Below are 17,563 nucleotides of genomic sequence, written 5' to 3'. Positions count from 1 at the left end.
CCCATACTACATGGCGCCGGGGAGGGTAGGAGGCACGGCAATCGAGGAAAACGTCGGGCTGATACGGGCCTGTCGCTGGGTGGCTGCATCGGGCGAAGCTGGCTGGTAGGAGACCGGGCATCCATGGTGGCGATAAGCTTGCGATCCAGCCGACGAAGCAAGCCGCTGTGACCACTGTGTCTTCGAGGTGCCCAAGGCGAACTCTGCCAACCTGAGGAGCTGCACGTCAGAGGTGCCCGCCGGCGCGAAGATGTGGTGCGCATCCCGCAGCAATCTTTCGATGGGCCGGTCGGCGAACAATCCACAGGCGGCATGCACCTCCATGGCATTGCGGGCCGAATCCAAGGCGTACTCGACGTTGATCAGCTTGGCATTTATCAGTTCAGGGTCACACGGCACGGCGCGGTCCAGCATATGCACTGCGTGATAGGCGGCGATCCGGGCGGTCATCAGCCGCGACTGCATCTGGCCGAGTTTCTGCTTAATGGTCGGAAGTTCGCAAAGAGGGCTGCCGTAACGGTGCTGCTGCGCAGCAAATGCCACGGTCTCGTCGACAAGCGCATGGTGGATTCCGAGCGCGACGGCGGTCAGGTTGGGCCTCCCGTAGAGGATGCTGGAAGAATAGGCCACAGCCAAGCCGTCGCCCTCCTTGCCGAGCAGGTTTCAGCGGGGACCCGGCAGTTGTCGAAGACAAGTTCCCCAAAACCGAAGCCGTGCAAGCCCATCGCCGGCTTCAGTGCGGCACGTGAGAGGCCGGGGCGATCCGCCTCTACGAGGAACGCGGACAGTCCCTTCGAGCCGCCTCCGGTTCGGACGATCACCCCATGCAGATCGCCGACATGGCTATTGCCGACATACGTCTTGTGGCCGTTGAGGATATAGCCGTCGCCGTCGCGCTCTGCGTTGGACGCCATGCCGAGCACGTGGCTGCCGGACTGGCGTTCGGTTACGGCAATGGTCGGCAGACATTCCCCCTTGGCGATGGCCGGAAGCCATTTCCGCTTTTGGCTTTCGTTGCCGAAATGGATAATTTTCGTGACGCTAGCTGCGAGGCCTGCACCATCGCTCCCATAGCGCCGCTGACGCGCGAGATTTCCTCGATGACGATGGTCTTGGCCAGATGCCCGAGACCCAGGCCGCCAAATTCTTTGCCGATGGTGATGCCGATCCAGCCGTGGCGGGCGATCAGCCGAGATAGGTCATTGTCAACAGACCGCGAGGCTTCCATGGCAGATATGGATCTCGGCCTCCGCAAAGGCCCGTGCCTGATCCCGAATCTGATTGTGGCGCTCGGCAGCGAAACAATTGTCGACGTCGTAACTGTCCATCCGATCCTCCTGACTTCCGGAGCGCGATGATCGGAGCAGCGGACTACCGGACAATTTCACGAGAAGGGGAATTCGGTTACATCCGAAACATGGAAGCTACTGTCCCGTGACTCGAGGCACGACCGTCTGACGGCAGGTTGCGGAGCTGTTCGCGGCAACACAGAAGTGGGCCGGCCAAGTCCGGCATCTCACGGTCCTCAAACTTGTTCCGGGCTCGCGGAAGATCGTCGACCGAGCTTCTCCGCAATTACGTCGACAGCGACGCCGGCGCGTCGCCAGCGCTCGATCTTCCGACGTGAATCCAAATCGATCTGGGATAGGTGAGTTTCACGAGTGGCTCCATACCTTGATATCGCTGCAATGTCGCACTTCAAGATAGAACCCGCTTCCACCCCTCAGAAAGTCGCATAAGATAGATTATGGAACTAACCTGCGTTTTGAATGCGGTGCTTTTCGGCCCAACCGCAGTCCTTGTTTCCTTGGAACCAGCGGAACTGCGGTTGGTAGCGTTGCGTCTCCCTGGACGCACATAGTTCCTACGCCGCCTGTGGCACGCAGGCCTCGCAGATCGCCGCGACGTGCCGGTGGTCGGTGCCGCAGCAACCGCCCAGGATGCGCATCGTCGGAAACGAAGCTGTCAGCCTGCTGTAGCGCCGCCCGAGATCGTCCGGGTCGCCCGCGTCGAGCGTTTCCGATTCGTCCAGTTCGGCATGGCTTTTGGTTGAAGCGTTCGCCTTCACGCCATAGACGCGATCGAGCCAGCGCTCGCCCTTGTTCAGCGCCTGCATGAAATGCGTCGGATGGGCGCAGTTGATCATATAGTAGGCCGGCGCACCGTCTGTCGCGTCGTCGACCCTGTCGATCGCCTCGCCGAGCGCCATGCCGGTCACCAGCTTGCCGTCCGTCTCCACGGTGAACGAGATCATGCACGGCATGGCATGCGCCTTGGCAGCCCGCGCCACGCCGATTGCCTCGTGGAAATTGGTGAGCGTATAGGCCGCAACCATGTCGGCCTCGGTCCGCGCGAGACTCTCGATCTGCGCCGCGTGATAGGCTTCCGCCTCGCTGGCGTCCATCTTGCCGGCTTTGTAGCCGTCGCCGCGCGGCCCGATCGCGCCGCTGATGACGCACGGCGTTTCGGCGGTCTCGAACTCATTGCGCAGATCGAGAAGAAGCTCGATCGAGGCCTCGTTGACGGCCCGCAACGCTTCCGGCCCGTAGCCGAGCAAGGTTCCCCAATCGGGGTTGGCTCGCCACGTCGGCGTGTCGAGGATGAAGCCGGTCCCGCTTCTGCGTGCAATGGTCAGATAACGGACGAAATATTCCCTCAGCTTCTGCCGGCCTTCAGGCGTTGCCATCAGCGTGAATGAAGCAAAGTGCGGAAGGTCGAGGCCTTCGTGAAAGATGAGGGTCGTTTCCATGCCGCCATCGCTCAGGAATGTTCTGTTGGCGAGTTGCGGCAGATTCTCGCGGTACTTGGCCATGTTTGTCTCCAGTGGTAAGATGACACCGTGCCGCCCTGATGGCGGCCGGTTCGCAATAGCAAGGTTTTAGCAGTACGTGCCGCCGGTGCGGTAGAAGGCTTGTGGTCCGGTACTCCACCGAAGCGGAAATCGCAGCAATTACAGACGGATAGCCGCGCTGGCCCGGTCATATTGCTATCAGTGCCGATGGTGGCGGGTGTGAAAACCATACCGCCGGTACGGTAGATTTAAGGGCATTCGGTCATGCGCAAAGGTGCGGAAACGCGCGAACGCATTCTGGAGATCGCCGAGGCCTCGGTGCTCGCCAAGGGGTTCGGCGCGACTTCCATCGAGGAGGTGATCGCCGAAGCCGGCATCACCAAGAGCGGCTTCTTCTATCATTTCAAGGACAAGAACGAACTCGCCCGCGCCTTGATGCTGCGCTACGTCGAGGAGAACGATCGCATCTTCGATGATGTGTTTCACCGCGGCCGGCAATTGTCCGATGATCCGTTGCAGTCGTTCCTGATCACGCTCAAGCTGCTTGCCGAGCTGATGGGTGACTTGCCGAACGGCCACCCCGGCTGCCTGATCGCGACGTTCACCTATCAGGAGCGCCTCTTTGACCGCACCGTTCGCGACATCGCCGCCGCCGCCGTCCGCTCCTGGAACGGGCGGTTTCGCGATGCGCTGAACGAGATCGCGGCCGTCTATCCTGCCCGCAAGGGCATGGACCTCGACGACGTCGCCATCATGTTCTCCTGTGTGATCGATGGCGGCATCATCATGTCGCGCGGGCTCGGCGACCCGCGTGTCCTCGAACGCCAGATCCTCGCCTTCCGCAACGTCGTAAAGATGTTGTTCGCGCCGGCGGCGCCCGAAATCATGCAGCCGCCCACCGCCGTCGCCGCCGAATAGAGTGCGCCGGTCGCACGCTGCGGCGGCCCCGAGGCTACGTATCAGGTGCGTTCGATTCAGACTGCCAGCGTCGCCACGACAGCCTGCGCTGCCTGGACCATTGCCTGCGGCTCGGCGGCGAACACCGCGTCGTGCGCGCCGGCCGCAGCCCAAACGCGATCGAAACCGAGCAGCGTTTCGTCGGCGAACGCCGGGATCGCAATCAGATGGCCGATCGGCGCCACGCCGCCAATGGCAAAGCCGGTCTCGTCGCGGATCTGCCGGGGGTCGGCGCGCTTCAGCGGCTCGCCGGCCAGTGCGGCAGCTCTGGCCAGATCGAGCTGATTGGAGCCGGAAACCAGGAAGAGAAACAGCTTTCCGCTGGTTTCCCCCTGGAACACCAGGGATTTGACGATCTGGGCGACTGTGCAGCCGCATTGCGCGGCGGCTTCCTCGGCGGTGCGTGTCGAGGCGCCCATGCGCCTGATTTCGATGTCGAGGCCGGCATCGCCCGCTGCCCTGGTCACACGATCAATGCTTCCAGCCATGAAGAACCGAACCTATCATGCAGATACATAAGGGATTTCGATCGTCATGCCATCATAGGCCGGGTCGACGTCGGCTGGCGTCTCGGCCATCACCGCAGCGTAGTCGAGCGGCGAATGCATGTGCGTCAGAACGGCCTTTTTCGGCACCAGTTTTTCGATCCAGCCGAGCGCCTGGCCGAGCGACAGATGGCTCGGATGCGGCCTGTATTGCAGCGCATCGATGACCAGCACGTCGAGATCGCGCAGCCGTTCGGCGGTGGCGTCGGGGAAATCACTAACATCGGGGCAATAGGCGAGGCCGCCGATGCGAAAACCAAGCGATATGATGTCGCCATGGATCTGCGGCAGCGGCTCGAGGGTGAGGGCACCCCCCTCGCCTTCGATCACCACCGGCCGGGCATGGTCGATGATATGGGGCTCGACAATGGGCGGATAGGAACTGCCTAACGGTGTTTCGAAACAATAGCCGAATGCTTCCCTTAACCGCAGCATGGTCGGCTGGTCGGCGTGGATATCGATCCGATGACGCTGCTCGAGCACGAAGCCGCGCAAATCGTCGATGCCGTGGATGTGGTCGGCATGCGGATGCGTATAGACGACCGCATCTATGCGCCTGACTGAAGCCAGCAGCATCTGCGCGCGGAAATCCGGCCCGGTGTCGATGACGACTGTGGTCCTGTCGCCGTTTGCCGCGATCCGCTCGATGAGCGCTGCGGTGCGCATGCGCCGGTTCCTCGGATTGGCCGGATCGCAATTGCCCCAGTCGCCGGTGATGCGCGGCGTGCCCGGCGATGAGCCGCAGCCGAGAATGGTGAGGCGCAGCCGGTCGCTCATGCGTCAAACGCTCAGCGCGGTCGGGCGCGGCATCTTGCTGAACAGCCGGAAGAAATTGTCCGTGGTGACAGCGGCGATGTCAGCCTCGCTGACGCCGATCGTTTCGGCCAGCACCTTGGCCGTATGCGCGACATAGGCAGGCTCGTTGCGCTTGCCGCGAAACGGTACCGGCGCAAGGTACGGCGCGTCGGTTTCGACCAGCAGGCGGTCATGTGGCACATCGGCGGCGATGGCGCGCAGCTCGGCTGAATTCTTGAAAGTCACGATGCCGGAAAAGGAAACATAGCCGCCGAGCGCCACGCCGATTTCGGCCAGCCTGCGCCCTGACGAAAAACAGTGCAGGATGAACGGGAAGGCGCCCTTCCCTGTTTCCTCCTTGAGGATATCAGCCATGTCGCTGTCGGCATCACGCGCGTGGATGACCAGAGGCAGGCCCGTCTCGCGCGCTGCGGCGATGTGCGTGCGAAAGCCCTGAGCCTGCGCATCGCGCGGCGCATGATCGTAGAAATAGTCGAGCCCGGCCTCGCCGATCGCCACCACTTTGCGATGAGCGGACAGCCGGACAAGCGCCTCGACAGTCACGTCCAGCTCCTCGGCGGCGTTGTGAGGATGGGTGCCGACAGAGCAATAGACTTCGTCGAAAGATTCAGCGATCTCAAGCACTTGTTGGAACCGCTTCACACGCGTCGAGATCGTCACCATGCGACCGATTCCAGCGGCCAAGGCGCGGGCGACGATGGCCGCCCGCTCCTCTGCGAAATCCGGAAAGTCGAGATGGCAGTGACTGTCGACCAACATCAGATGCTCGCGTCCGGCTGCTCGACGTAACGCGGAAACACGCCCTCCGGCGCGGGCAGAGTAACCCCCGATACCAGCGCATGGTCCGCGTGGACATGCACGAAATCGCGGCGGTCCGCCGGTACGGCCAGCAGGTCGAGCAGCTTGGCGGCCGACCCCGGAATGAAGGGCTGGCACAGCAGCGCCACGCGTCGGACGACTTCCGCGGTCGTCCACAGCACCGTTTCCATGCGCGCCGGATCGGTCTTTCTGAGCGCCCAGGGTTCCTGCGAGGCGAAGTAGCGATCGGCCTCCGCCACGACGCCAAAAATCGCCGCCAGTGCCAGATGGATGGCCTGCTCCGCCATTGCCTTGCGTGCAGCAGCAAGCGCCTCCACCGCCTGGTCGAGGATCGCCCCGTCGGCCTCCGCCAGCTCGCTGCGTTTCGGCACCATGCCGCCGCAGTTCTTGGCGATCATCGACAGCGAGCGCTGCGCCAGATTGCCAAGACCGTTGGCGAGGTCGGCATTGGTGCGGTTGACGATGGCGTCGTGGCTGTAGCTGCCGTCCTGGCCGAACGGCACCTCGCGCAGGAAGAAATAGCGCACCTGGTCGAGGCCGTAGTGCTCGACCATCGCGAACGGGTCGATGACGTTGCCGACCGATTTCGACATCTTCTCCCCGCGGTTGAACAGGAAGCCGTGACCGAAGACGCGGTTCGGCAAGGGGATTCCGGCCGACATCAGGAAGGCCGGCCAATAGACTGCGTGGAAGCGCACAATGTCCTTGCCGATGATATGTGCATCGGCAGGCCAGAAGCGCCAATTGTCAGCATTTTCATCGGGATATCCGGCAGCGGTGATGTAGTTGGTCAAGGCGTCAACCCAGACATACATCACATGCTTCTCGTCGCCCGGCACCGGGACGCCCCAATCGAACGTGGTCCGCGAAATCGAAAGATCCTTCAGGCCTGACTTGACGAAGCTGACCACCTCGTTGCGCCGTTCGGCAGGGCCGACGAAGTCGGGTTGGTTTTCGTAGAGCGTGATGAGCTTGTCCTGATAGGCCGACAGACGGAAGAAATAGCTCTCTTCCTCGACCCATTCGACAGGTGTTCCCTGCGGCCCGTAGCGGAGATTGTCGGCGCGGACCTCGGTCTCGTCTTCGCCGTAGTAGGCTTCGTCGCGTACCGAATACCAGCCGGCATAACCGCCTTTGTAGATGTCGCCATTGGCCGCCATCGCCTTCCAGATCGCCTGAGAGGCTGCGTAGTGCCGCTTTTCGGTGGTGCGGATGAAATCGTCATTGGAGGCGTTGAGCGCAACGGCCATGCGCTGGAAATCGGCCGCATTGCGGTCGGCCAGTTCACGCGGCGAAATGCCTTCCTTCTTCGCCGTCTGCAGCATCTTGATGCCGTGCTCGTCGGTGCCGGTGAGGAAGAAGACTTGCTTGCCATCGTGCCGCTGAAAGCGGGCAAGTGCGTCGGTGGCGATAAGCTCGTAGGCATGGCCGATATGCGGCTTGCCATTGGGATAGGAAATCGCCGTGGTGATGTAGAATGTGTCGCGTGACATGAATGAACCGTCATGAATGTCTGAATGAATGATGCCGGTGGATATCGCATCGAAACGGCGATTGCCATCCCGATGGGCCGTCACATTCGCATTGCAGAATTCAGGCGGTCGATCATGGTCAAGGCGTGCTGCTTCTTGTCGAGATTGTAGGTGTCGGTTTCAGATATAGCGTTCAAAGCCTCGTGCCAAGTGTCGGACAGCGTTTTGGCCCGCGCCAGATCGCCCGCCAGCGCGGCCTGGCTTGCGCCGGTCGAGAGCAGGTCGAGCGCCCGGCGGTTGAAGATATCGAACTGGATCGCCCGGTCGCGCCCGGCGACCGCTTCCGCGAGGCGATAGGCGCCGGCAACATCGCTCTTTGCCGCTATCGCCAGGGCGTCGAGCGTCTCGGCGATTTCCAGCCCGCCATATTGCGTCAACAGGATTGCGGTGCGCGCGCTGCCCCCTGCCCGCTTGGCCAGTGCCGCGCGCGCCGCGGCATCGTCCGGAGGCGGTGGTTCGACGCTCTCCAGAACCGTCATCAGGCTCTCGGCATCCAGCGGCGTCAGCCGCACCATCTGGCAGCGCGAGCGGATCGTCGGCAACAGGCTGCCCGGCGCATGGACGATGAGGATGAACAAGGTGCGTGCCGGTGGTTCTTCAAGATTCTTCAACAAGGCGTTGGCCGCATTGGTATTCATGTCGTCGGCGGGGTCGACGATCACCACCCGGTAGCTGCCGTCATGCGAGGTCAGCGACAGGAAACGGCTGACCTTGCGGATCTCGTCGACGGTGACGACCGTCTTGAAACTCTTGGTCTTGTCGTTCGGCGGGCGGGTCAGATGCAGCACCGAAGGATGCGCGCCGGTGGCGATCTGGCGAAACAGCGATGACGCCGGATCGGGAACGGCAAGCACCTCCGGCGCCTGTTCGAACGCGGGATGCTTCAACAGATGATGCGCCAGATGAAAGGCGAGCGTCGCCTTGCCGATACCGACCGGCCCGACAAAGATCAGCGCATGCGGCAGCTTCCCGGAGCGATAGGCTGAGGCCAGCATGTTCGCTGCCTGGTCATGTCCGACCAGGCGCGGCGTCTCGGACGGCTCCGGTACGCCGTCGAGCGTGTCGTGCTGTTCTGGTGCGATCCGTTCGAAAATCATCCCGGCGCCTGCTTCCTGTGCCTCGGCGTCATCGTCTCCAAGGCCGCGAACACGGCGCCGGCGATGACATTCTCCACCGTGTCGGGGTCGGCGGACGCGTCGATGACGATGCAGCGCTCGGGTTCTGCCGCGGCGATCGCCAGAAAGGCTTCGCGGCGGCGCTGGTGGATATCGAGCGTTTCCTTTTCGAAGCGGTCGGCGCCGGCATCGGTGCCCCGCCGTGCAGTGGCGCGCCGCAGTCCTTCGGCCGGGTCGATATCGAAGATCAGCGTCATGTCGGGCACCATGCCGTTGATGGCGACCTTTTCCAGCGCGTCCATGAAGGCTGGATCGAGGCCGCCGGTGACGCCCTGGTAGACGCGCGAGGAGTCTATGAAGCGATCACAAAGCACGATCGAGCCGCGCTCGACCGCCGGCCGGATGACCTGCTCGACATGGTCGGAACGCGCGGCGGCGAACAGCAGCGCCTCCATCCTGGGACCGAATGGCTCGGCAGCGCCGGAGAGCAGCACATGCCGGACCGCCTCGGCGCCTGGCGAGCCGCCCGGCTCACGCGTGACAAGGACATCGTATTGCTTGGCGCGCATCTTGCTGGCCAGCCGCTCGATCTGCGTCGACTTGCCTGCCCCCTCTCCGCCTTCGAAAGTGATGAAGAATCCGTGCGCCAAAGCCTGTGTCCATGCTGCGGGACCGTAATAGTCCTGACTTGAGAAAAGGTCCACGCCGCGGCTGCTAACGCAGCCAGCCGACCGCCAGTTCCTTGGCGGCATCGAGCGCGCGTTGCGGCAGCGAGCCGACGCCAACCGGCTCGGCGGCGAACAGCGGCGTCTCCTGGCTCAGCGTGTCACCGATCGAGACCCGCAGCGCACCCACCGGCTGCCCCTCCTCCACGGGGGCCGCAACCGGTCCCTCATAGACGATCCTGGCGGTCAGCTTGTCGCGGTTGGCGATCGGCAGGAAGATGACCACGGGCGCTTTGGCCTTCAGCGCCACGCCGGATTTCGCACCGCCGAAAACCTGGACCTCGCCGACCACCTCGTCCTTGGCGAAAATCTCGGTTTTCTCAAAGGAACGAAGGCCCCAGTCGAGCAGCTTTCGCGCTTCTTCGGCGCGCTCGCGGTCGCTTTCCAGGCCGCTCATCGCCGCAATGACCCGCCTGCCACTGTGGCTGACCGAGCCGACGATGCCGAAGCCGGATGCCTCGCTCCTGCCCATCGCCAGGCCGTCGGCGCCGATATCCATCGCCAGCAGCGGGTTACGATTCCTCTGGGTGATCTTGTTCCAGGTGAAGTCCTTCTGGCCGTAGTAGCGATAAAGGTCCGGGTACTCGCGCCAGATGTGCAGGGCAAGGAGCGCAAGCTCTCGAACCGTCGTTTGCTGACCATCGGCCGGCAGTCCGGTTGCATTGACGAATGTCGATTTCTCGAGGCCAATCTGCCTTGCGCGCTCGGTCATCTCAGTTGCGAAATTCGCCTCCGACCCGGCAAACCCTTCTGCGATGATGATGCAGCCGTCATTGGCTGCCTGGACCGTCACGCCCTGGATCAAGTCTTGAAGCCGGATCGTCGATTTGAGTTGGGCAAACATCGTCGACGTTCCGGATGGCGCGCCGCCGGTGCGCCATGCGTTCTCACTCACCACGTATGTGTTGTCGAGCGTCACGCGCCCCGATTTGATGGCGTTGAACACCACCTCCATCGTCATCAGCTTGGCCAGCGACGCCGGCTGAATCGGCCTGTCGGCATCCTTGGAAAACAGCACCGTTCCGGTTTCGGCATCGATCATGAAGGCCTGCGCGGCCTTGGTTTCGAAAAGCTGCGCCGCGGCCGGAGCCAGCGAAAGCAGCAGGAGGCCAAAACCCAGAAGCCCGGCGAGAGGCGCGGCGAAGCGAAATTTCATGAGAAGTTCGACCTGTCAGCCGGTAGTTCCGGGCAAGCTCTAAAGCGCGTCGCGTTCGACGACCTCACGCGACGCGCTTCAGGTTGTTGTTTCATGCATGTCGTTGTCGCAAAACCGCTGCACACTTTTGCGCGACATGCATTATCAGGCTTTGTCCCGGCCGAGCAACCGCGCGATGGACAACCGGCCAAAACTTCAGGTTTTGCCGGTCAATTCCGAACCACGAGCGCGTCCGGCGCGCCATGCGACCATGCCGCCTGCAGCATCTCGTCCAGGCTGCCATGGCCGTCCGGGTAGAGATTGACCGAATACCAGTCCTTGCCCTCGAACTCGGAGCGCTGGATTTCGGTCTTGCCAAAGCCGGAAAGTTGGGTTGCCACCTGCTGCGCCTCGGCGGCATCCTCGAACGAGCCCGCCGCGATATAGTCCGTGGGCAAAGCGGCCGTAGGAACTTGCCGCTTCCACGATTGCAGGATTTCGGCGGGCCCGGCTCCATCCAGCGCGGCAAAGACAGTGGAGGCGCGCTGCACGCGTTCGTTGGCGTAAGACAGCGTCGCTACCCTGAACGGCGATTGCGGCGGCAGATTGATCTGCGGCCGTTCCGGTACGATCGGCCCGAAATCGGGCAGCGTCACACTGCCAGCGGCCGACGTCTCCGCTGCCACGACAGGCTGTGCTGATGCGGAATTCGTCAACTGGCCGGGAAAGGCAGCAGCGGCGGCCAACGCCGTGCTCGGCGATGGTCCATTCATGGCGATCATGACGCCGGTGGGCAGGCCGTCCGACGGATCCGGCACTCTGTTGCCTGGATTATAGGAGGCCATCAGATACTGTTCGTCATTGCCGTGAAGCGGCGCCCGTCCGACATATTCGACCTTCACCTTGGCCGTGCCGATATTGGCGTAGTCGAGCATTTCGGCGGCCCGCTTCGACACATCGATGATGCGCCCGTCATGGTAAGGACCGCGATCGTTGACGCGCACGACGACCGAGCTGCCGGTCTTCAGATTGGTGACGCGCGCATAGCTCGGCAGCGGCATTGTCGGATGCGCGCCGGTCAGATGTGTCATGTCGTAGACTTCGCCGTTGGCGGTCAGCCTGCCGTGGAAGGCTTCGCCATACCAGGAGGCGAGACCCTTCTTGGCGTAGCGCTTGTCTTCCTTCGGATAATACCACTTGCCGCGCACTTGATAGGGCTTGCCGAGCTGATCGCGTCCGCCGCCACGCTGCAGGCCCGACATCTTGAAGGTAACGCGCGGGCTGGCTTTTACGCCATATTCGGATTCGGAAAAATATTCCTTGGAGCGAGGCTTCTTGTTGACCATTGCCTTCGGCTGTGGCGGCGCCGCGCAAGCCGCCAGCAAGGCAGCCGACAGGGCACACAACGCGAAAGCGGAAGCGCGACGAAGACGCGGGCGCGTCGTGCTTGGCATTTTTCGATTGTCCCCTCTCAACAAAGGCGCCGCGACTTGACCGTCGGCCGGGCCAAAACCTACCCGACAATGCCAGCGCCGCCTTGATTCCCAATCCCTTGTGCACAGGAATTGTTTATCACCGTATTAACCGATTATGGTCGGAACCGGGCGAGATTGTGGCACAAGCCGTCCCGGCGATCGCTGTGAGAAATCACAGCGTATCGAGCTTTGGCGCAGCGCTGCTCGTCCTGCTCAAGCCCCGCGCCCGTGCCCTGCCCCTGGCAGGAACCGGCAACAGCCGGTTGACAGGACTTCGTTGGGCGCACTAGAGCAATGAAGCGCAAACGATCTCCGAGGCGTGCCCACAGGGTACGCGTTGCCACGTCTTCCCATCCAATACCGTAGCGTTGCGTTGCAAAAAGCGTAGCAGCATGTTCTATCAACGTTCGCTGTGGGCTTGGAGACATGTCACTCGACTATCACTACCAAACCATTGGGTTTGTGCTGGATCATTTGATCGCGACTCTATGGAGGTGATGCTCTATCGCGAAGGCGACGAAGAAGAAGTTCACGCGACGTTCAATGACGTGCTTCACTGGATGATCGACGAGGGTTTGATCCGAGCAGCAAGTATCCAGGTTGACGACCCATGCGACCACTTCAACGGGGTGCAGCTGACCTCGAAGGGGATCGCCATTATCAAAGCCGATCCAAAGGGATCCGAGGACCTAGATAAGTGCATTGAGAAGACGCTCGTTGAGGGAAAAGATGGAGCGCTAAGCGCCGACACCTATGGCAAGATTGGGCCTTTCGTCGGTGGATTGCTCGGAGGCCTAGGACAGTCGTTTGGTTAGCTCCCCACTGTGAGGCAGCCGGCTGAACCAAAGGTGCCACATCACTCAGCCGTGACGGTTTTCTAGGATGCCCAAAGTCGAACTGCCAATACCTACGCTCCAGCAGGTCGCGCGGATGGCGCCCGAGTTGAACTCTTGGACGTCGATGGCCGTGCGTGCATACGGCATGTATTCTGGCATTAACGAAGCAATCAAAATGACACGTGGCAAGAATGCCTTGGCGAAGGAGCGCGCGAACGAAATTCGCCAGGAAATGATTATGATGACGCTGATCAGATTGTTCGCTGTCATGGATCGCCAATCCGAAGTCTCGCTGCAATCGGCCTATCGGTTTCTGAACCAGCCAACAGCGTTGGCGGAAGTGGTTCAATGGTACTCCAGCGGCCAAGGTCCGACAGTAAACGCGCCGGCGACCTGCTCAGCGGCACTGGACAAGTTCCTCTCGGTCTACCGCCAAGTCGATTTCAAAGGCTTCGGCCGGATACAGTCATTCCGGAACGGCCAGATCGCGCATATCGCTTGGCCGGATGCAGAAAAGGCCAAAATCACCTACTCCGAGGTTGAAACCATGGTCCGCGCGTGCTGTGAGATGGCGGGCCAACTGACGTTGATGACGTCCGGCCTCAATGATTGGCCCGATGAACACTTAAACGAGGCGCACCATGACGCCTACGAGTTCTGGCATGCGGCTATTTCGGCCGATGCAGAGGGCCGTTTGGAAGACTCGAAAGAAGCTATCCCACGACGGCCCGCCCGTTTGTAGGCATCCACGCGCCATTTTCATCGGTGCGAGCATCCCGGCTGCAGCAAGAATGCCGGACGGGTTTCGCCAAGCCGCGGCGACATGTTCGCCGCATTCCTCGTGGCGGCTAACAGCGATCCCGCCAAGTTCGAAGACCCTCACCGTTTCGATATCGCGCGACACCCGAACCGGCGGAATTGCCGTCCCTGCGGTCGCGAAGCGCGATTGCATAAAGACGGCAAAGGGCTGGCGACGGCAAGAAGCGGGGCGACAATCTCAACCCCAATGCCGTTTTAGCTTCTGACTCCATCCTGAAAACGCTCATTCCACGCGTCGCTGTCAGCGTTTTCCGTCCGCCCAGTGGTTGGCCGCAGGGTCAGAGTCGCAGGAACAGGGTGATTACTGCCATGTTGACCAAATCAACGAAGAAGGCGGAAACCAGAGGCAGCATGATGAAGGCGTTCGTTGCCGGCCCGTAATGCCGCGTGATAGCCGACATGGAGGCGATGGCGGTAGGAGTCGAGCCGAGCGACAGCCCAGTGAACCCTCCAGACAAGACCGCCGCCTGATAGTCGCGGCCGAGGCTCGGGAAGACCACCAAAAGGATATAGGCCGCAGCAACCACTGTCTGCACAGCCACGATGACGAGCAGCGGCCCGGCGACGCCGGCCAGCATCCAAAGCTGCATGCTCATTAGCGACATCGCAAGAAAGATCGACAGCGCGTAGCTGGAGATCAGATCAAGGGAGGCTGTGCGCGCCGGCCAGTTGAGCCGCGGCAATAGGATCGGCACCGTATTCGACAGAACGATGCCCATTATCAGGCAAGGCACAAAGAGCGGCAGCTTGATCGAGCCAAAGCTCGAGATCCAGCTGTGCACCAGATAGCCGAGGATGACCGCTACGTTGACAACGAGCATCGCGCGCATGATCCCCATCTTGTCTATCGGCGCCGCATCTGCCTCCGGCGGCAATTCCCCGCGCGGCGAAACTTCTGGCGAAGGCGCGAGGCCGTGGCGCTCGATCAACAGCTTCGCGATAGGCCCTCCGAGGACGCTGGCGATGATCAGCCCAAGAGTTGCGACAGCGATGCCCATCTCGAGTGCGGCAGGAAACCCGTGATCGGCAGCGATCGTAGGCCCCCAGGCAATTGCGGTGCCGTGTCCCCCAACAAGCGAGACCGAGCCGATCACAACCCCTGCCGACAACGGCAAGCCGAACGCCATTGCCCCGATCGTGCCGACGCCGTTCTGCAGAAAGACAAACACGACCGTGATCAGGCAGAGCGTCGCTAGCACCCGCCCACCGGCCGCCAAATCGGTCAAGCGTGCGTTCACCCCGACGGTGGCGAAAAAGATCACCAGCAGTCGGTCGCGGGTCGTCATGTCGAAGCCGATCTCCAAGCCTAAGACCTCGTAGACCGCCCAGAAGGCCAAAGCGGCGACAAACCCGCCAGTGACCGGCTCGGGAATGTTGTAGGTGCGAAGGAACGATACGCGCTGCGTGATCAGCACACCGACGAAGAAGACGACGATGCCGACCGTGAGAGCCAAGAAGTCCGGTGCGACCAAGCTCGCTACCTTCTCCGGCATGTCAACCTCCTTCGTTCCCGCGGTGCAACACACTCTATCCGATCACCAACTTTTTGTTTGCGTCGTCGATGAGCGGGCGGGCCGTTCGACTTGTTCGAGGCCGCAGATCCCCATCTATTGGCTGTCCATTTCTCTCTCACGGCGGGAACAGGGGTTCGATTCCCCTTGGGCGTACCAATGATTTCAACAACTTGACGACAATCCGAGATCTTCGGCCCCGATAAGGGACCGGAAATGCACTGCTGCGCGGGCCATTTCTGTGCCTGATCCGGCCCAGACGAGCCTAATGTTTGGTTGCCGTCGCGGGGGTGCAAAATCCTCCCACATCAATCCGACGTGGATGGGGAGGCGGAGGCGTGCGAACCGCTAAGGCCTCCTTGCAGCTCTTTAGCATCAGTTCGTGCAGAAATGGGTCGGCTCCAACCATAGGGATGTCCATCAATGCAGCGCCGAAACTCAGTGCGTCTACATGAGCGTCAACAGCTTTCGTACCCGCTGCGTATTGTCTGACCTATGGTGGACGAAACTCATTGCAAGCAGCACCAGCATTCGCCCGACAAGCTGCCGGCAAAGCACAACACGACCACGCGGCGACCAGTTCTCGTCCAGGTTTTCACACCGCCAATAACCGGAAATGGCGCGACCAAGACCGGGTCTGGCAACTGGGCCAAAGGAAAGGCGGCTGTCGGGGAACGACACAATCAACCGTCAACCAGGCGACCCAAAGCCTGCATCTGCCAAAACGGCCATTTCGCTGAGAGTTTGCTTCATGCCGGCGAAACGCGCACCAGCGCCCTGTGTGTTACGTGCGAGTAATAAGCCCGCGCCTCTGGCGGAGAGCGCGGGCCGACCGGGTTTTGCGTCCCGATCTGCAGCGGGCAGCGGGGGGCATGCCCACTGGTCACAGACAATTTTTAGAAATCGCTACAGTTCCATCCTGACTAGTACTTCGGGAATTGCAGGAGCCGGCGGTTGGCACCTTCCGGCACGGCGGCTTCGAACTCGCGCGCTATGCCGCTTGGCCCCTACTGGCCGGCGTGGCTGTCGCACTGGTAACCGCTATCCTGATGCGTGAAACCTACCCCGTGCAAGCGCCCGCCCCAGTACCGAACCATGTATGACCGTGTAGTGGCCTTTGCTTCGGATGATCGTGTGCTTCGCATTGCTGTGCGGGTTGGTTCTCTCTCCGACGCCTGCCGCAGCACAGAAAGATCAACCGATTCGGATGGCATCGGGGGTGCAGTATCAGTTCCTGGAAAGCTGGGATGTCGACCGGCTGAACAAAATCCTTCAAACAGACGCGCCTGAATTCTTCGGGCTTCTGGTCACGTATAGCCCGGCCCGCAATGCCGTCCGGCTTTATCGCGTCACCTACTCCTCAGTGATCCTGGAACGCGGCAACAAGCCGCTTGTGGCTACGGCCCTTGTTGCGATCCCTGAGACCTCTGAGACAGCCTTTCCTGTCAATTTCCTACCAGCATGGGACAGTCTACGGAAAACAAGAGGTGCTTCGTTCCCGGAGCAGTCACCCGAAACCGAACTCATGATCGCGCAGTTCGCCGGACAAGGATGCGTACTCGTCGGTGCGGACTATTTTGCTTTGGGAGAGTCCGACGAGCCCGAGGGTTATCTGGTGAAGGGCACCCATCAGCAGGCCACTTTCGATATGCTGGCAGCCAGCCGGGCTGTGCTTGATGATCCCTGAACTTCCCACGAAACAATGATGCACCTTGGATGACGACGATCGTCATCCTGACAGCCCTCTCCTTCGAGAACTACTACGGCGGACCCGGCCTGGCGCGCTCGGTCATCAGCGATGATTATTACGCTGTATCGCGCGACCTTTACGAGAGGCGGCCATTGAACCATTGAACCCTGCCGAGATCTCGACGGATCAGCACAAGCTGGTTCGTTCTGATTATCTTAATCCCCGCTTCTTTGCCGCTTCAGCCTATGGGCGGCCCGTGGCGGACGCCCAAGCCTATCGTTGGATCATCGAAACGCCGGTCCGTAACTATTACGGGGAGAGCGACGAGGCCGTCAGCACCGGCTTGGGGCGGTTAGCTATGACTTATCAGCGCGCGATTGGGAGCGGGAACGAGCGCGTCGAAGCTATATCGACAGGGGACACCACCCATCGTGGCACCTTCGCCAGCGCGGTGCCACAATGGAAGGTCTGGTTCGATACTCTCTCCAAATGAGGCGCTGTCCAACTGGGGCTTTTGGGATGAAAGCGTACGCCAGGGAGGTGAGCGACGAATTTGGCAACGGTTCGACTGACTGAACGTCCGTTTCCGAGGTGGTATTGGGCGGCGGGAAGGTCCGGTCAGGGTCAGATCGCGTCATGCAACGCTCGCAACTGAATGACCGCAAAAGGGTCGAACCCGGTCGTTTAGAGTAATTTGGGTTTGGGGCGAGAGCGACCGGCCATGAGGAGGTCCCGAACTGTGAAGGAGCGTGTCGGTCGGGCGCGCCTGACATGGGCCCCACAAGCCACCCCCCACC

The 17,563-nt window shown here is 61.4% G+C and carries 18 protein-coding genes and 2 pseudogenes; 6 read left to right on the top strand and 14 right to left on the bottom strand.

Features of this window, described 5'->3' with window-relative positions; translation table 11 throughout:
- Positions 1–6: 6 nt before the first annotated feature.
- The 5 genes and pseudogenes from AC0L15_RS18920 to AC0L15_RS18900 form a co-directional block, all read right to left on the bottom strand.
- Entirely contained in the window at positions 7–636 is a 630-nt protein-coding gene (locus AC0L15_RS18920; protein ID WP_287247973.1) for an acyl-CoA dehydrogenase family protein, read from the bottom strand.
- Entirely contained in the window at positions 588–914 is a 327-nt protein-coding gene (locus AC0L15_RS18915; protein ID WP_353813097.1) for an acyl-CoA dehydrogenase family protein, read from the bottom strand. Before AC0L15_RS18915 ends, AC0L15_RS18920 begins: the two co-directional genes overlap by 49 nt.
- Before the next feature lie 114 nt (positions 915–1,028).
- Positions 1,029–1,228, bottom strand: a pseudogene (locus AC0L15_RS18910) (acyl-CoA dehydrogenase family protein); the annotation flags it as partial.
- A gap of 223 nt (positions 1,229–1,451) precedes the next feature.
- A pseudogene (locus AC0L15_RS18905) lies at positions 1,452–1,681 on the bottom strand (hypothetical protein); the annotation flags it as partial.
- 183 nt (positions 1,682–1,864) lie between these two features.
- The gene (locus tag AC0L15_RS18900; RefSeq protein ID WP_287247971.1) at positions 1,865–2,812 is read right to left on the bottom strand and encodes a homocysteine S-methyltransferase family protein; all 948 of its coding nucleotides are present in this window, start codon (positions 2,810–2,812) and stop codon (positions 1,865–1,867) included.
- Between the two features lie 243 nt (positions 2,813–3,055).
- Between AC0L15_RS18900 and AC0L15_RS18895 the strand changes: the two genes are divergently transcribed.
- On the top strand, positions 3,056–3,709 hold the full coding sequence (locus AC0L15_RS18895) for a TetR/AcrR family transcriptional regulator (protein WP_091591074.1): 654 nt from the start codon (positions 3,056–3,058) through the stop codon (positions 3,707–3,709).
- 56 nt (positions 3,710–3,765) lie between these two features.
- Here the strand turns inward: AC0L15_RS18895 and AC0L15_RS18890 are convergent, their stop codons facing one another.
- The 8 genes from AC0L15_RS18890 to AC0L15_RS18855 all read right to left on the bottom strand — a co-directional run bounded on the left by AC0L15_RS18890 (position 3,766) and on the right by AC0L15_RS18855 (position 11,889).
- Positions 3,766–4,236 carry a YbaK/EbsC family protein gene (locus AC0L15_RS18890; protein ID WP_287247970.1) on the bottom strand — a complete coding sequence of 157 codons (471 nt, stop codon included), beginning with the start codon at positions 4,234–4,236 and terminating at the stop codon, positions 3,766–3,768.
- A 15-nt stretch (positions 4,237–4,251) separates the two neighbouring features.
- Positions 4,252–5,070, bottom strand: a complete 819-nt coding sequence (locus AC0L15_RS18885; protein WP_287247968.1) for an MBL fold metallo-hydrolase — start codon at positions 5,068–5,070, stop codon at positions 4,252–4,254.
- A 3-nt stretch (positions 5,071–5,073) separates the two neighbouring features.
- Positions 5,074–5,868 (bottom strand): TatD family hydrolase, encoded by a 795-nt coding sequence (locus AC0L15_RS18880; RefSeq protein ID WP_287247967.1) that lies wholly within the window; start codon positions 5,866–5,868, stop codon positions 5,074–5,076.
- Positions 5,868–7,421, bottom strand: a complete 1,554-nt coding sequence (gene metG, locus AC0L15_RS18875; protein WP_473496749.1) for a methionine--tRNA ligase — start codon at positions 7,419–7,421, stop codon at positions 5,868–5,870. The genes AC0L15_RS18880 and metG overlap by 1 nt, the downstream gene beginning before the upstream one ends.
- Before the next feature lie 80 nt (positions 7,422–7,501).
- Positions 7,502–8,557, bottom strand: coding sequence for a DNA polymerase III subunit delta' (locus AC0L15_RS18870; RefSeq protein WP_473496747.1), 1,056 nt, complete (start codon positions 8,555–8,557; stop codon positions 7,502–7,504).
- Positions 8,554–9,225 (bottom strand): dTMP kinase, encoded by a 672-nt coding sequence (gene tmk, locus AC0L15_RS18865; protein WP_473496745.1) that lies wholly within the window; start codon positions 9,223–9,225, stop codon positions 8,554–8,556. Before tmk ends, AC0L15_RS18870 begins: the two co-directional genes overlap by 4 nt.
- Before the next feature lie 64 nt (positions 9,226–9,289).
- Positions 9,290–10,456, bottom strand: a complete 1,167-nt coding sequence (locus AC0L15_RS18860) for a D-alanyl-D-alanine carboxypeptidase family protein (protein WP_287247960.1) — start codon at positions 10,454–10,456, stop codon at positions 9,290–9,292.
- Between the two features lie 209 nt (positions 10,457–10,665).
- Positions 10,666–11,889 carry a septal ring lytic transglycosylase RlpA family protein gene (locus AC0L15_RS18855; RefSeq protein ID WP_287247958.1) on the bottom strand — a complete coding sequence of 408 codons (1,224 nt, stop codon included), beginning with the start codon at positions 11,887–11,889 and terminating at the stop codon, positions 10,666–10,668.
- Between the two features lie 518 nt (positions 11,890–12,407).
- On the opposite strand from AC0L15_RS18855, the gene AC0L15_RS18850 reads away from it, so the two are divergent.
- Entirely contained in the window at positions 12,408–12,725 is a 318-nt protein-coding gene (locus tag AC0L15_RS18850; protein ID WP_473496743.1) for a hypothetical protein, read from the top strand.
- 67 nt (positions 12,726–12,792) lie between these two features.
- Positions 12,793–13,488: a hypothetical protein gene (locus AC0L15_RS18845; protein ID WP_473496741.1), complete on the top strand. Its 696-nt coding sequence runs from the start codon at positions 12,793–12,795 to the stop codon at positions 13,486–13,488.
- 355 nt (positions 13,489–13,843) lie between these two features.
- Here the strand turns inward: AC0L15_RS18845 and gltS are convergent, their stop codons facing one another.
- Positions 13,844–15,058 (bottom strand): sodium/glutamate symporter, encoded by a 1,215-nt coding sequence (gene gltS / locus AC0L15_RS18840; protein ID WP_473496740.1) that lies wholly within the window; start codon positions 15,056–15,058, stop codon positions 13,844–13,846.
- Between the two features lie 1,135 nt (positions 15,059–16,193).
- Between gltS and AC0L15_RS18835 the strand changes: the two genes are divergently transcribed.
- From AC0L15_RS18835 to AC0L15_RS18825, 3 genes are read left to right on the top strand one after another with little or no spacing between them, the layout of a single operon-like run.
- Positions 16,194–16,763 (top strand): hypothetical protein, encoded by a 570-nt coding sequence (locus AC0L15_RS18835; RefSeq protein ID WP_473496739.1) that lies wholly within the window; start codon positions 16,194–16,196, stop codon positions 16,761–16,763.
- A 29-nt stretch (positions 16,764–16,792) separates the two neighbouring features.
- Complete coding sequence (locus tag AC0L15_RS18830; RefSeq protein ID WP_353813087.1) at positions 16,793–16,930, top strand: hypothetical protein; 138 nt, start codon at positions 16,793–16,795, stop codon at positions 16,928–16,930.
- Positions 16,927–17,259 carry a hypothetical protein gene (locus AC0L15_RS18825; RefSeq protein ID WP_353813086.1) on the top strand — a complete coding sequence of 111 codons (333 nt, stop codon included), beginning with the start codon at positions 16,927–16,929 and terminating at the stop codon, positions 17,257–17,259. The genes AC0L15_RS18830 and AC0L15_RS18825 overlap by 4 nt, the downstream gene beginning before the upstream one ends.
- The last annotated feature ends 304 nt before the right edge of the window (positions 17,260–17,563 follow it).

It is taken from the genome of Mesorhizobium sp. WSM4846, from assembly GCF_055811415.1.
This window is presented reverse-complemented; position numbering and strand designations above follow the sequence as displayed.

Coding starts and splice junctions, on each gene's coding strand:
- metG (WP_473496749.1), bottom strand. CDS start 7,421: ATGTCACGCGACACATTCTACATCACCACGGCGATTTCCTATCCCAAT.
- gltS (WP_473496740.1), bottom strand. CDS start 15,058: ATGCCGGAGAAGGTAGCGAGCTTGGTCGCACCGGACTTCTTGGCTCTC.
- AC0L15_RS18830 (WP_353813087.1), top strand. CDS start 16,793: ATGACGACGATCGTCATCCTGACAGCCCTCTCCTTCGAGAACTACTAC.
- AC0L15_RS18845 (WP_473496741.1), top strand. CDS start 12,793: ATGCCCAAAGTCGAACTGCCAATACCTACGCTCCAGCAGGTCGCGCGG.
- AC0L15_RS18860 (WP_287247960.1), bottom strand. CDS start 10,456: ATGAAATTTCGCTTCGCCGCGCCTCTCGCCGGGCTTCTGGGTTTTGGC.
- AC0L15_RS18850 (WP_473496743.1), top strand. CDS start 12,408: ATGCTCTATCGCGAAGGCGACGAAGAAGAAGTTCACGCGACGTTCAAT.
- AC0L15_RS18900 (WP_287247971.1), bottom strand. CDS start 2,812: ATGGCCAAGTACCGCGAGAATCTGCCGCAACTCGCCAACAGAACATTC.
- AC0L15_RS18895 (WP_091591074.1), top strand. CDS start 3,056: ATGCGCAAAGGTGCGGAAACGCGCGAACGCATTCTGGAGATCGCCGAG.
- AC0L15_RS18915 (WP_353813097.1), bottom strand. CDS start 914: ATGGCGTCCAACGCAGAGCGCGACGGCGACGGCTATATCCTCAACGGC.
- AC0L15_RS18885 (WP_287247968.1), bottom strand. CDS start 5,070: ATGAGCGACCGGCTGCGCCTCACCATTCTCGGCTGCGGCTCATCGCCG.
- AC0L15_RS18890 (WP_287247970.1), bottom strand. CDS start 4,236: ATGGCTGGAAGCATTGATCGTGTGACCAGGGCAGCGGGCGATGCCGGC.
- AC0L15_RS18855 (WP_287247958.1), bottom strand. CDS start 11,889: ATGCCAAGCACGACGCGCCCGCGTCTTCGTCGCGCTTCCGCTTTCGCG.
- AC0L15_RS18870 (WP_473496747.1), bottom strand. CDS start 8,557: ATGATTTTCGAACGGATCGCACCAGAACAGCACGACACGCTCGACGGC.
- AC0L15_RS18880 (WP_287247967.1), bottom strand. CDS start 5,868: ATGTTGGTCGACAGTCACTGCCATCTCGACTTTCCGGATTTCGCAGAG.